At 61.7% G+C, this 12,248-nt stretch carries 13 protein-coding genes; 6 read left to right on the forward strand and 7 right to left on the reverse strand.

The annotated features are described in order from the left end of the window. Position 1: 1 nt before the first annotated feature. The 4 genes from D8U61_RS25495 to dksA form a co-directional block, all read right to left on the reverse strand. Complete coding sequence (locus tag D8U61_RS25495) at positions 2-2,956, reverse strand: sensor histidine kinase (RefSeq protein ID WP_024014332.1); 2,955 nt, start codon at positions 2,954-2,956, stop codon at positions 2-4. Then, a complete protein-coding gene (locus D8U61_RS25500) occupies positions 2,940-3,116 on the reverse strand; it encodes a hypothetical protein (protein ID WP_003176118.1) in 177 nt (58 codons plus the stop codon). The genes D8U61_RS25495 and D8U61_RS25500 overlap by 17 nt, the downstream gene beginning before the upstream one ends. A 77-nt stretch (positions 3,117-3,193) precedes the next feature. Next, positions 3,194-4,087 carry a tRNA glutamyl-Q(34) synthetase GluQRS gene (gluQRS, locus tag D8U61_RS25505; RefSeq protein ID WP_130927871.1) on the reverse strand — a complete coding sequence of 298 codons (894 nt, stop codon included), beginning with the start codon at positions 4,085-4,087 and terminating at the stop codon, positions 3,194-3,196. 211 nt (positions 4,088-4,298) lie between these two features. Further along, positions 4,299-4,742 (reverse strand): RNA polymerase-binding protein DksA, encoded by a 444-nt coding sequence (dksA, locus tag D8U61_RS25510; RefSeq protein ID WP_016773167.1) that lies wholly within the window; start codon positions 4,740-4,742, stop codon positions 4,299-4,301. 332 nt (positions 4,743-5,074) lie between these two features. Between dksA and D8U61_RS25515 the strand changes: the two genes are divergently transcribed. Continuing rightward, positions 5,075-6,244 (forward strand): pyridoxal phosphate-dependent aminotransferase, encoded by a 1,170-nt coding sequence (locus D8U61_RS25515; protein WP_130927872.1) that lies wholly within the window; start codon positions 5,075-5,077, stop codon positions 6,242-6,244. Next, complete coding sequence (sfsA, locus tag D8U61_RS25520) at positions 6,244-6,957, forward strand: DNA/RNA nuclease SfsA (RefSeq protein WP_024014329.1); 714 nt, start codon at positions 6,244-6,246, stop codon at positions 6,955-6,957. Before D8U61_RS25515 ends, sfsA begins: the two co-directional genes overlap by 1 nt. Here sfsA and D8U61_RS25525 read toward each other — a convergent pair. Next, positions 6,954-7,271, reverse strand: coding sequence for a Rieske (2Fe-2S) protein (locus tag D8U61_RS25525; protein WP_130927873.1), 318 nt, complete (start codon positions 7,269-7,271; stop codon positions 6,954-6,956). The genes sfsA and D8U61_RS25525 overlap by 4 nt on opposite strands. Positions 7,272-7,435: 164 nt before the next feature. Between D8U61_RS25525 and D8U61_RS25530 the strand changes: the two genes are divergently transcribed. The 4 genes from D8U61_RS25530 to D8U61_RS25545 are packed head-to-tail and all read left to right on the forward strand — an operon-like array spanning position 7,436 to position 10,977. Next, complete coding sequence (locus D8U61_RS25530) at positions 7,436-8,308, forward strand: ABC transporter substrate-binding protein (protein ID WP_130927874.1); 873 nt, start codon at positions 7,436-7,438, stop codon at positions 8,306-8,308. A gap of 50 nt (positions 8,309-8,358) precedes the next feature. Beyond that, positions 8,359-9,342 (forward strand): iron ABC transporter permease, encoded by a 984-nt coding sequence (locus tag D8U61_RS25535; RefSeq protein ID WP_177433369.1) that lies wholly within the window; start codon positions 8,359-8,361, stop codon positions 9,340-9,342. Further along, positions 9,342-10,109 (forward strand): heme ABC transporter ATP-binding protein, encoded by a 768-nt coding sequence (locus tag D8U61_RS25540; RefSeq protein WP_130927876.1) that lies wholly within the window; start codon positions 9,342-9,344, stop codon positions 10,107-10,109. The genes D8U61_RS25535 and D8U61_RS25540 overlap by 1 nt, the downstream gene beginning before the upstream one ends. Before the next feature lie 19 nt (positions 10,110-10,128). Then, positions 10,129-10,977 (forward strand): ChaN family lipoprotein, encoded by an 849-nt coding sequence (locus D8U61_RS25545; protein ID WP_130927877.1) that lies wholly within the window; start codon positions 10,129-10,131, stop codon positions 10,975-10,977. A gap of 231 nt (positions 10,978-11,208) precedes the next feature. Here the strand turns inward: D8U61_RS25545 and D8U61_RS25550 are convergent, their stop codons facing one another. After that, positions 11,209-12,003 (reverse strand): Crp/Fnr family transcriptional regulator, encoded by a 795-nt coding sequence (locus D8U61_RS25550; protein ID WP_130927878.1) that lies wholly within the window; start codon positions 12,001-12,003, stop codon positions 11,209-11,211. 15 nt (positions 12,004-12,018) lie between these two features. Next, the coding region (locus tag D8U61_RS25555) for a TfoX/Sxy family protein (RefSeq protein WP_130927879.1) at positions 12,019-12,248 on the reverse strand (230 nt) is incomplete at its 5' end.

Consider the following 12,248-nt stretch of genomic DNA (forward strand, 5'->3'; position numbering starts at 1 on the left):
CTCAGTTCACAGCGGACGTCGCTTCGACATGACGCGGTAAGGTCACCCGGATACGGGTGCCGCGTTGGCTTTGTACATCAGCCGGGCTGTCGATGGTGATTTGTCCATAATGCTCTTCAACGATGGAATAGACCAGTGCAAGGCCCAGACCGGTGCCTTCACCCGGATCCTTGGTGGTGAAGAAAGGTTCGAACAATCGGTCCATGATGCTCGACGGAATGCCACTGCCTTCGTCTTCGACGATCAGATCGACCGTGTGTTCGCCGGCTTCGCTCTTGACCCGTACCGCACTGTGCGGCGGCGAGGCGTCGCGGGCGTTGGAGAGCAGATTGATCAGCACCTGGGCGAGCCGTTGCGGGTCGCCTTCGACCCAATGGTCGGGATCGCACAGGTTGTAGAACTGCACTTCGAAATTGCGTCGGTTCAGCGCCAGCAGGCCAATGGCATCCTGCGCGACTTCGGCCAGACACACTGGTTCGTCGTTGTGCTGGTGACTGCCGGCATGGGCGAAGCTCATCAGCGACTGGACGATGCGCGAGACGCGTTTGGTCTGCTCGAGAATCTGCCCGCTGATTTCCGTCAGCTCGCCGTCGTCTTCGCGCTCTTCGCGCAGGTTCTGCGCCAGGCAGGCGATGCCGGTAATCGGGTTGCCGATTTCGTGGGCCACACCCGCTGCGAGTCGGCCGATGCTGGCCAGCCGTTCGGAATGCACCAGTTTGTCTTCGAGCATCTGCGTTTCGGTCAGATCCTCGACGAGTAACACCAGACCACTGTTACCCGGGGCCAACGGCTCGTCGATCGCCGCTTTGTGCAGGTTCAGCCAACGGGTCTGACCATCGAGGGCCAGATGCTGTTTGTGCAAATGCTCGTCGGGCAGGTTGATGAAGCCTTGCAGCAACTCTTTCCACGGGTTGGCGATGGTGCTCAGACGCGAGCCGACCACTCGCTGTGCGGCGATGCCGGTCAGCTCTTCCATGGCCTTGTTCCACATCAGGATCTCCTGATCCTTGGCCAGCGAGCAGACGCCCATCGGCAGTTCCTGCAAGGTCTGGCGGTGGTAGCGGCGCAGGGCATCGAGCTCGGCGGCCAGGCCGGTGAGGCGCGAGTGGTAATCCTCGAGACGGCTTTCGATGAAGTGAATGTCTTCGGTGACGTAGTTTTCGCCGCCAGCCTTATAGGGCAGGAAGGTTTCCACCATATCCTGCGCAACGCTCGGGCCCATCAGGCCGGACAGGTTGGCCTCAATGCGGTCGCGCAACCGGCGCAAGGCATACGGCCGGCGTTCATCGAAGGGCAGATACAAGTCGCGCAGCGCTTGCTCGACTTCTTTCTGCGCAGCCTTGGCGCCGAGCGGTTTGGCCAGTTGCGTGGCGAACTCCTGCGGCGAAGCGGCGTGCAGCTCGCGGCGTTGCGGGCGCCGCACGTTGTCCACCGCACAGGCCTCGGCGGCGCTGGCTTCTTCCGGGCTGGCGTTGGTGAACAGTGAGATCAGGGTGAACATCAGCACGTTGGCCGCCAGCGAGGCGATGGCCGCCATGTGCCAACTGGTGTCGTCGAGCACGTAGATCATGTTCAGCAGCGGGATATAGAAACCCTGCAGATTGCCGACCAGCGGCAGCAGCATGGTCACCACCCAGACCGTGATCCCCGCCAGCAGACCGGCAATGAAACCACGGCGGTTGGCGGTCGGCCAGTACAACACCGACAACACCCCGGGCAGAAATTGCAGGGTCGCAACGAACGCGACGATGCCGAGGTTGGCCAGGTCCTGTTCGACGCCGAGCATCAGGTAGAAACCGAAACCGGCCATGATGATCGCCACGATCAGCGCCCGACGGGTCCATTTCAGCCAGCGGTAGATGTTGCCTTCGGCCGGCGGTTGATAAAGCGGCAGCACCAAATGGTTCAGCGCCATGCCCGACAAGGCCAGGGTGGTGACGATGATCAGGCCACTGGCGGCGGACAGGCCACCGACGTAGGCGAGCAAGGCCAGCGGTTTGCTGTTGGCGGCAATGCCGATACCAAGGGTGAAATATTCCGGATCGGTGGTGGCGCCGAGTTTCAGCCCGGCCCAGAGAATCAGCGGTACGGCAAGACTCATCAACAGCAGAAACAACGGCAGGCCCCAACTGGCGCTGACCAGCGAGCGCGGGTTGAGGTTTTCCGTAAAGGTCATGTGATACATGTGCGGCATCACGATCGCCGAGGCGAAGAACACCAGCAGCAGCGTGCGCCACGGGCCTTCCTGCAACGGTGTGTGCAGGGCGGCGAGGGCGGTCTGGTTTTGCAGCAGCCACAGTTCGAGCTGTTGCGGGCCGTCGAACACACCATACAGCGCGTACAGGCCAACGCCGCCGAGAGCGATCAGTTTGATGATCGATTCGAAGGCAATCGCGAACACCAGCCCTTCATGTTTCTCGCGCGTGGCGATGTGCCGGGAACCGAAGAAAATCGTGAACAGAATGATCAGCGCACAGAACGCCAGCGCCACGCGGCTCTGCACACGTTCGCCGGTGAGAATGCCGATCGAGTCGGCCACGGCCTGAATCTGCAAGGCAAGCAATGGCAAGACGCCAATCAGCATGAAAATCGTGGTCAGCGCACCGGCCCAGGTGCTGCGAAAGCGGAAGGCAAACAGATCGGCCAGCGACGACAGTTGATAGGTGCGGGTGATCTTCAGGATCGGATAGAGCAGCACCGGCGCCAGCAGGAATGCACCGGACACGCCGAGATAACTGGACAGAAAGCCGTAACCGTACTGATAGGCCAGGCCCACCGTGCCGTAGAACGCCCAGGCACTGGCGTAAACCCCCAGCGACAGGGTGTAGGTCAACGGGTGGCGAATGATCGCGCGCGGGATCATGCCCCGTTCGCTGACCCAGGCAACGCCGAACAACGCCGCCAGGTACGCGGCGCTGATCAGGATCATCTGGGTCAGGCTAAAGCTCATCGGCATCTTTTTGGCTCTGCAGGATGAAGGTCACGACAATCAGGATCAGCCAGAGCAGATAAGGGCGATACCAGGCGCCCGTCGCGTCGATCCACCAATCCATGATGGCGGGGGAGAACAGGTAGATCCCGACGACCAGAAGCAGGACCAAGCGATAGATGTACATCCCGGCCTCTCTTTTTTATGCGCGTGCCCGAAAACGTGCGGCGATGGTAACGGATGGGCGCGCGACTGCAAGTGTCGTCATTGCAGTTGCGCTTCGGGCAGGGTCAGTGTGCGCGGGATCCCGTCGGCATCCCAATGTGCGCTGCCCCAGGCCAGCAGTTCGCCCGGCGAAGCGTGAGCCAGTTCGGTGCCGGGATTCTGCCCCAGCGCGCGCAAGGCCCGCAGCAGCAACGGCGTGGCCTGATCGGCTTCGAGCGGCGGCGAACGGTAGGACTTGCCGAGTTTGTTGCCGTCCGGCTGGGTGATCAGCGGCAGGTGCAGATAGCGCGGCTGTTTCAGGCCGAGCAGTTCTTGCAGGTACAGCTGACGCGGCGTCGAATCGAGCAGGTCAGCGCCGCGCACGATGTCGGTAATGCCTTGCCAGGCGTCATCGAGCACCACCGCGAGTTGATAGGCGTAGAGACCATCGCGCCGACGGATGACAAAGTCGCCGACGTCGCGGCCCAGGTGCTGGCGATATTCGCCCTGCACGCGATCAATGAAGTGGTATTCCAGCTCCGGCACGCGCAGGCGGATCGCGGCGTCGTGCTGTTCATGCCCGGCATTGCGGCAAAACCCCGGATAAATCCCGTGATAGGGCTCCAGTTGTTTGCGCGAGCAGGTGCAGGCGTAGGCCAGGCCATGATTGAACAAGCTATCGAGCACTTCGGCATAAGCCGCGTGTCGATCGCTTTGGCGGACCATTTCGCCGTCCCATTCGAAACCGTAGCTTTCCAGCGCCTTGAGAATCGCCGCTTGTGCACCGGGCTCTTCGCGCGGCGGATCGAGATCTTCCATGCGCACCAGCCAGCGCCCACCGACGGAGCGGGCGTCGAGGTAAGACGCCAACGCAGCGACCAGCGAACCGAAGTGCAGGTGGCCACTGGGGGTGGGGGCGAAGCGGCCGATGTAGGCGGGGGATTTGGCAGTCATGGAGGCGATAAAGGCTATTCAGAATTTGAGCAGGTTACCTCTGTGGGAGCGAGCCTGCTCGCGAAAGCGCTGGGTCAGGCAATAATGAGCTGTCTGAAGGGACGCTTTCGCGAGCAGGCTCGCTGCCACAGAGGCAGAAGCAGGTTCCGCTGGCAAAACACAGAAACAAAAACGGAGCGTTCGCACGCTCCGTTTTTCGTTCAGGTCGAGATTACTTGCCGACCTGCTTTTCCTTGATTTCCGCCAGGGTCTTGCAGTCGATGCACAGATCCGCTGTCGGGCGGGCTTCGAGGCGCTTGACGCCGATCTCGATGCCGCAGGACTCGCACCAGCCGTACTCTTCGTCTTCGATCAGTTGCAGCGTCTTGTCGATTTTCTTGATCAGCTTGCGCTCGCGGTCGCGGGCGCGCAGTTCGAGGGCGAACTCTTCTTCCTGGCTGGCACGGTCGGCCGGGTCAGGGAAATTGGCCGCTTCGTCTTTCATGTGATCAACCGTGCGGTCGACTTCCTGCATCAAGTCCAGTTTCCACTTGTTCAGGATCTTGGTGAAGTGCGCGCGCATTGGAGCGCCCATGTACTCTTCACCCGCCTTCGAAACATAAGGTTCGAAGCCGCTGATCGTGTCTTTCTGCTGTTGCTTTGCTTGGGTGGACATGAAATAGACCGCCTCTACTCTTGTAATCCATTGCGCAGGATTGCTCCATCACCGACACCTGCCGGCCCTGCGGCTGCAAGCGGGCGAACTTACCAGATCAAATCAGCCTGCGCTACTCCCGGATGTCGAGCCCCCGGCGGGTGGCGCTTGCAGATGTCTGACAAGCCGTGTCTGTGGGAAGGGAGACCTGTTCAATCACTGATTTTAGTCAATCCTGGAGCGTACGTTCAGATCGTTACAGTCCAGCGTTCTTGAGGCTGTGACCTTCACGGGTTCTCGCTCGTTCCGGCAGACAGGTAGAATCGTCTCTTTTTTCCGTCAAAGGCATTCCAATGGGCCCCTACAGTGCGCGCAGTCGTGCGATCGAACCGTTCCATGTGATGGCGCTGCTGGCGCGGGCCAATGAATTGCAGGCCGAAGGCCACGACGTGATCCATCTGGAAATCGGCGAGCCGGACTTCACCACCGCCGAGCCGATCATCCGCGCCGGACAAGCTGCGTTGAGCGCCGGCAAGACCCGTTACACCGCCGCCCGTGGCATTCCCGAACTGCGCGAGGCGATCGCCGGTTTCTACCAATCGCGGTACGGCCTGAATATCGACCCACGGCGGATTCTGATCACGCCGGGCGGCTCCGGCGCGCTGTTGCTGGCCAGTGCCCTGTTGGTCGATCCGGGTAAACACTGGCTGCTCGCCGACCCGGGCTACCCGTGCAATCGGCATTTCTTGCGGCTGGTCGAAGGCGCGGCGCAGCTGGTGCCGGTCGGGCCGGAGGTGCGTTACCAACTGACCCCGGATCTGGTCGAGCGGCATTGGGACCACGACAGCGTCGGCGCCCTCGTCGCTTCGCCGGCCAACCCGACGGGCACTTTGCTGACCCGCGATGAACTGGGCGGATTATCCACAGCGATCAAGGCCAGGCACGGGCACTTGGTGGTGGATGAGATCTACCACGGCCTGACCTACGGCACTGATGCCGCCAGTGTGCTGGAAGTCGATGACAACGCTTTTGTCCTCAACAGTTTCTCCAAGTATTTCGGCATGACCGGTTGGCGCCTGGGCTGGCTTGTCGCGCCGGACGCGGCGGTCAGCGAGCTGGAAAAACTCGCGCAGAACCTCTACATCAGTGCGCCGAGCATGGCGCAGTACGCGGCGCTGGCCTGTTTCGAGCCAGCCACCATCGCGATTCTCGAAGAGCGCCGCGCCGAGTTTGCGCGCCGTCGCGATTTCCTCCTGCCGGCGCTGCGTGAACTCGGTTTCAACATTGCCGTTGAGCCGGAAGGCGCGTTTTATCTGTACGCCGATATCAGCCGTTTCGGCGGTGATGCATTCGCCTTCTGCCGACATTTCCTCGAAACCGAGCACGTTGCCTTTACGCCCGGACTGGATTTCGGTCGTTATCAGGCCGGCCATCACGTGCGTTTCGCTTACACACAGAACCTCGCACGTTTGCAGGAAGCGGTTGAGCGCATTGCGCGCGGCTTGAAGAGCTGGCAAGGCTGATGCGCTTTTATCCTGCTCTGGAAGAAGCGCGGCTGATTCGTCGTTACAAGCGTTTTCTCGCCGATATCGAGACCGTTAGCGGCGAATTGCTGACCATTCACTGCCCCAACACCGGTTCGATGCTCAATTGCCAGGTCGAGGGCGGGCAGGTCTGGTTCAGTCGCTCCAATGACCCGAAACGCAAATTGCCCGGCACTTGGGAAATTGGCGAAACCCCGCAGGGCCGGCTGTTTTGCGTCAACACCGGGCGCGCCAACGGCTTGGTGGAGGAAGCCTTGCAGGCCGGCGTGATCACCGAGTTGAACGGCTTTACCGCGTTGAAGCGTGAGGTTGCCTACGGACAGGAAAAAAGCCGCATCGACTTCCGCCTCGAATACCCCAGTGGGCCGGCGTATGTCGAAGTCAAAAGCGTCACCCTCGGCTTCGACGGCACGGCGGTGGCGGCGTTTCCCGATGCGGTGACCCAGCGCGGCGCCAAACATCTGCGCGAGCTGGCGCATCTGGCGCGCGACGGTATTCGGGCGGTGCAGTTGTACTGCGTGAACCTCACCGGCATCGATGCCGTGCGCCCGGCCGAGGAAATCGATTGGGCTTACGCCGAGGCGCTGCGTGAGGCGGTCGCCTGCGGTGTCGAGGTGTTGGCGTATGGCGTGCGCCTAGACCATGAAGAGATGGTCATCGACCGCCGACTCGACGTGCGGCTAAACGGTTAAACGTCGACCCACACGCCTCGTGTATCTTCCCGGCATTCAATTGCCGTGAGCGACTGCCCGGCGCAGGGGCCGGCGACGCATTCGCCGTTCTCGATCAGAAACAGTGCGCCATGGGTAGCGCACTGGATCAGGCTATTGCTCGGGTCGAGAAACTGGTCGGGCTGCCATTCCAGCCCGACGCCGCGATGCGGGCAGCGATTGAAATAAACGAAGACTTGGCCACCCCGACGTACGGCAAACAGCTTTTTGCCTCCGATTTCGAAACCGCGACTGCCGGCTTCGACCAGATCGCTGCCGGCGCAGAGAAACTTCATGGCTATCCTCAAATGTCCGCTCGTGTCTGGATATGTCCGAGCTTGACGTTCAAATGCAAACAATTATCAAATGGCGACCTTCTCCCACAGGGAGTCTGGCCGTTGCCGAGGATACTTGGCTCGCTGCGCCGATGCCCGGGAAACCTTGTTCAAGGAAGCTGCGTATGCGCCTGAAAACCCGCGTTGCCGTACTGTGCGTCGGCCTTTTCCTCAGCCATCAGGCGAGCGCAGCGGATTTACCGCAACGCTGGGTCAGCGCTGGCGGCGCGCTGTCGGAATGGGTCAGCGCGCTGGGTGGCGAGTCAAAGCTGGTTGGGGTCGACACCACCAGTCAGCATCCCCAATCGTTGCAGGCGCTGCCGAGTATTGGTTATCAGCGCAGCCTGTCGGCCGAAGGCATCTTGAGCCTGCGCCCGGACATTCTGGTCGGTACCGAAGAAATGGGGCCGCCGCCGGTTCTGGCGCAAGTCAAAGCGGCCAAGGTCAAGGTCGAGTTGTTTTCAGCCCAGCCTGATCTGCCGACATTGGAAAACAATGTCACCCATCTGGGCCAGTTGCTCGGCGCACAAAGCCAGGCAGCGCAGCTGCTGCAGAGTTATCAACAGCAACTCCAGGCGCAGAAAGCGCGCGTTGCCCAAGTGCAGACCACGCAGAAAGCTCCGGGCGTGTTGCTGTTGCTCGGGCACGCTGGCGGCAAGCCGTTGATCGCCGGCAAGGACACTGCCGCCGATTGGTTGCTGCAACAGGCAGGCGGGCACAACCTTGCGACGCATAGCGGCTACAAACCGTTTTCTGTTGAATCCCTCGCCAGCCTTGATCCCGAAGTGCTGGTGTTCGCTGACCGTGCGCTGACCGGCGAGGCCGCAAAAGTGGCATTGTTCAAGGAAAACCCCATCCTCAATTCCAGCCGGGCGGCGAAGAGCGGGCGGGTGATGGAGCTGGATCCGACGCTGCTGGTGGGCGGCCTCGGGCCACGGTTGCCGGCTGCTTTGCAAACCCTGACTGACGGCTTCTACCCGGCCAAGGGCGGCCAATGACCACACTGGTCAAACCCCGTGGCTTGTTCATCGGCCTGACATTGCTGTGTCTGCTGGCGATCTGGCTGTCGCTGGCGCTGGGGCCGGTGAGCCTGCCGCTGTTCGATACGTTGCGCGCGGCGCTGCGTCTGATCGGCGTGCCGTTGGCGCCGCAAGGATTGGAGCAGGCCGAGCTGATTCTCGGCCAGATCCGCCTGCCGCGAACCTTGCTCGGCTTGGCGGTCGGCGGCGTGCTGGCGCTGTCCGGGGTGGCGATGCAGGGCCTGTTTCGTAATCCGCTGGCCGATCCGGGGCTGGTCGGGGTGTCCAGTGGCGCGGCACTCGGCGCGGCGATTGCGATTGTCGGCGGCTCGTTCTTTGGCGGCCTGCCGGAGTGGTTCGGGCCGTATCTGTTGTCGGTGTGTGCGTTTTTTGGCGGGCTCGGGGTGACGGCGCTGGTATACCGGCTGGGCCGGCGCAACGGTCAGACGCATGTGGCGACCATGTTGCTGGCCGGTATCGCGCTGACGGCGCTGGCCAGTTCGGCGGTCGGTCTGTTCACTTATCTGGCCGATGACGCCACGCTGCGCACCCTGACCTTCTGGAACCTGGGCAGCCTCAACGGCGCCAGTTACGCGCGGCTTTGGCCTCTGCTGATCATCACCATCGGCGTGGCGCTGTGGCTGCCGCGTCGGGCCAAGGCATTGAATGCCTTGTTGCTCGGTGAATCCGAGGCCGGACATCTGGGCATCGATGTCGAACGGCTCAAGCGCGAACTGGTGTTCTGCACCGCGCTGGGTGTTGGCGCGGCGGTGGCGGCGGCGGGCATGATCGGTTTTGTCGGGCTGGTGGTGCCGCATCTGGTGCGCCTGCTGGCCGGCCCCGATCACAAAGTTCTGTTGCCAGCCTCGGTTTTGGCGGGTGCGAGCCTGTTATTGCTCGCCGATCTGGTGGCGCGCCTGGCGCTGGCGCCAGCGGAGTTGCCGATCGGCATTGTCACGGCGTTTATCGGCGCGCCGTTCTTCCTTTATCTGCTGCTGCGAGGGCGTGCCTGATGTTGTCTGCGCACAATCTGCATGTCCGCCGTGGCCGCAAAGCAGTGCTCAGTGGGGTTACGCTCGGGCTCGAACCCGGTCAAGTGCTTGGCGTGCTGGGACCGAACGGCGCCGGCAAAAGCACCTTGCTCGGCGCATTGTGTGGTGAGTTGCTCGCCAGTGACGGCAATGTCTCGCTCGATGGTCAGACGTTGAGCCACTGGAGCGGAACGCAGCGGGCACAACGACTGGCGGTGTTGCCGCAGGTTTCGACGCTGGATTTTGCCTTCGCCGTGGAAGAGGTCGTCGGCATGGGCCGCTTGCCGTACCAGACCGGGCGCGTGCGCGACGACGAGATTGTCGCGGCAGCGCTGGCCGCCGCCGATGCCAGCCATCTGAGTGGGCGCAGTTATCTGGCGTTGTCCGGTGGCGAGCGTCAGCGCGTGCATCTGGCGCGGGTGCTGGCGCAACTCTGGCCGGGCCAGGCCGGGCAAACCTTATTGCTCGACGAACCGACATCGATGCTCGATCCGCTGCATCAGCACACCACCTTGCAAGCGGTGCGCGAGTTCGCCGATCGCGGCGCGGCGGTACTGGTGATCCTGCATGATCTGAATCTGGCGGCACGCTATTGTGATCGTGTGCTGTTGCTGGAGGAGGGGCGCCCGGTTGCGCTGGATACTCCGCAGCAGGTGCTGCGTCCGGATACGCTTAAAGCAGTGTTCGGCCTGGAGGTTTTGGTGCAACCGCACCCGGAGCGTGGGCATCCGCTGATCATCGCCCGCTGAATCATCATCGAGGTGTCGCATGCGTGGATTGTGGTTGTTGGCGCTGGTGTTGCTCGCGGGCTGTCAGCACGTGGCGGCTCCGCCTGTGGGCGCTGATATCCGCGATCTGCGCAGCGGCGAGGTACTTACGGCGCAGCAATTGCTGACGCGTCTGGCTGAACCTGAGCGTTTGATCATCGGTGAGCAGCACGACAACGCCGATCACCATGCCGCACAGTTGTGGCTGTTGCAGTCGCTCGGCGAGCAGCGAGCGCAAGGCAGTCTGCTGCTGGAAATGCTCTCGCCGGTTCAACAAGCGAAAGTCGATGCGGCGCGCCAGCCGAAATCCGTTCCGGCAGATCTGCCCGCGGCATTGGCCTGGCAAGAGGGCTGGGACTGGAACCTTTACGGGCCGATCGTGCGCTTTGCCCTGTCGCAGCCGTATCCGCTGCTGGCGGCCAATCTCGATGACAGCGAAATCCGCGCGTTCTACCGCAATCCACCTGCTCTGAACGGTCCGCGCAGTAATGCGCTTTCGGTTAAAAAAACCTTGCTTGGGCAAATCAGTGAATCCCACTGCGGCCTGCTGCCCGAATCACAGATGCCAGCAATGCTGGCGATTCAGCAACAGCGTGATCGACGCATGGCCGAACGCATGCTGCCGGCGCCGATGCCTTCGATTCTGCTGGCCGGTGCCTGGCATGCGCGCAAGGATGTCGGCGTGCCGCTGCATCTGTCGGATCTCGGCGCTGGCAAGGCGCCGATCGTATTGATGCTGGCCGAGCAGGGCGCTGCGGTATCGGCGGCGATGGCCGATTACGTCTGGTACACGCCGGCCACGCCGAAGCCGGATTACTGCGAGCAGATGCGCCAGCAATTCGCTAAATGACTTTTCTACGGGCAAAAAAAGACCCGGTAAAACCGGGTCAAATAACCGTGATTAGCCTGATGAGGAGATAATCTGAGAGTCCGAACCAAGGGCTTTTCAGAATATCGACTGATCTCGCGACCAGTTGTGATAATCATAGCGATTCTCATTACCGCGTCAACCGCTGATTTTGCAAATCTGTAATTTAGTTTTGCGAGCGGTGGTGAGGCCCTGTGAATAAAGGGCTTTGCGCTAGATGCGCTGCGTCGTCAACTGCTTGATCCTGCGATTCAACTGGCCGATGCGTCGAGCCATGCCCTCAATCAGGCTATGGGCGATCTTCGGATTGCTGCGGGTCATGCTCAAAAATTGATCACCGGGAATCAACATCAACGTGCTCGGCTCGGACGTCACCACCGAAGCGTTGCGCGGCTCGCCGGTAAACAACGCCATGGCGCCGAAAATCTCGTCCTTGGCCACGTCACCGACCTTGTACCCGTCCACAAATGCCTCGGCGTGCCCGTCGATGATCACGAAGACATGATCCGCTGCATCGCCCTGTTGAATCAGCACGGCGCCTGCCTCAACGCGTTTGAAGCCGTTGGTGCTGCGGAACTCCCGGGGTTTCAGCTCGGCCACGGCATGGGCGAGCAGCGCCATTTGCCCGAGCAGATAGCTCAGCAACTGCTCCGCTCGATCAGGGTCGGCATACAGATGCTGCAAAACCTCAGCGCGCCCATAGGGCACCAGGCGCACAGCGCTGTTGCTGCAAATGCGGCAATCGCTCCATTGCTCGCCACGTTGCAGGCCGAGCAGATCACCTTCCTGCCAGTAGAACAGCGCACGGCCCGCGATGCAGCCATGTACCACGCCCTCGCTCAGCAGAAACAACTGATCTTCCGGCAACTGTGCAAACAGATCGTCCGTTGCCTCCAGCTCGATGACCGGCGCGCACGGCGACAAATCCTGCAGCCACTGCCCGGGAAGACTCTGCAAGCGATTGATCAATGCGTCGGCGTGGGCCGATTGTTCCCCCAGTAAATACATGGCGTCAGCGCCTGTTCAGTTCTTGTGGCGCGCGGAAATGGCTTCGAGCTGTTTGTTCAAGGCGTCCTTGCGCTCGGCGGGGATATCGTTCCAGTGCACGTCCATCAACGCGCCCTCGATCGCATACAACAACACCTTCGATGCGCGAAACCCCCGAGTACGCACGGCCCGGTAGGCATCCACTGCACCGAGGCGACGCAAGTCCGAGGCGCTGTGGATGCCCACGGCATGCAGCCATTGCGCCG

Source organism: Pseudomonas sp. Sample_14 (assembly GCF_004307515.1).
Taxonomy (GTDB): domain Bacteria; phylum Pseudomonadota; class Gammaproteobacteria; order Pseudomonadales; family Pseudomonadaceae; genus Aquipseudomonas; species Aquipseudomonas atacamensis.

Excerpts from the sequence above, each read along its gene's own strand:
- D8U61_RS25530 (WP_130927874.1), top strand. The coding sequence starts at position 7,436 with ATGCGCCTGAAAACCCGCGTTGCCGTACTGTGCGTCGGCCTTTTCCTC.
- dksA (WP_016773167.1), bottom strand. The coding sequence starts at position 4,742 with ATGTCCACCCAAGCAAAGCAACAGCAGAAAGACACGATCAGCGGCTTC.
- gluQRS (WP_130927871.1), bottom strand. The coding sequence starts at position 4,087 with ATGACTGCCAAATCCCCCGCCTACATCGGCCGCTTCGCCCCCACCCCC.
- D8U61_RS25525 (WP_130927873.1), bottom strand. The coding sequence starts at position 7,271 with ATGAAGTTTCTCTGCGCCGGCAGCGATCTGGTCGAAGCCGGCAGTCGC.
- D8U61_RS25495 (WP_024014332.1), bottom strand. The coding sequence starts at position 2,956 with ATGCCGATGAGCTTTAGCCTGACCCAGATGATCCTGATCAGCGCCGCG.
- D8U61_RS25500 (WP_003176118.1), bottom strand. The coding sequence starts at position 3,116 with ATGTACATCTATCGCTTGGTCCTGCTTCTGGTCGTCGGGATCTACCTG.
- D8U61_RS25545 (WP_130927877.1), top strand. The coding sequence starts at position 10,129 with ATGCGTGGATTGTGGTTGTTGGCGCTGGTGTTGCTCGCGGGCTGTCAG.
- D8U61_RS25550 (WP_130927878.1), bottom strand. The coding sequence starts at position 12,003 with ATGTATTTACTGGGGGAACAATCGGCCCACGCCGACGCATTGATCAAT.
- sfsA (WP_024014329.1), top strand. The coding sequence starts at position 6,244 with ATGCGCTTTTATCCTGCTCTGGAAGAAGCGCGGCTGATTCGTCGTTAC.
- D8U61_RS25515 (WP_130927872.1), top strand. The coding sequence starts at position 5,075 with ATGGGCCCCTACAGTGCGCGCAGTCGTGCGATCGAACCGTTCCATGTG.
- D8U61_RS25540 (WP_130927876.1), top strand. The coding sequence starts at position 9,342 with ATGTTGTCTGCGCACAATCTGCATGTCCGCCGTGGCCGCAAAGCAGTG.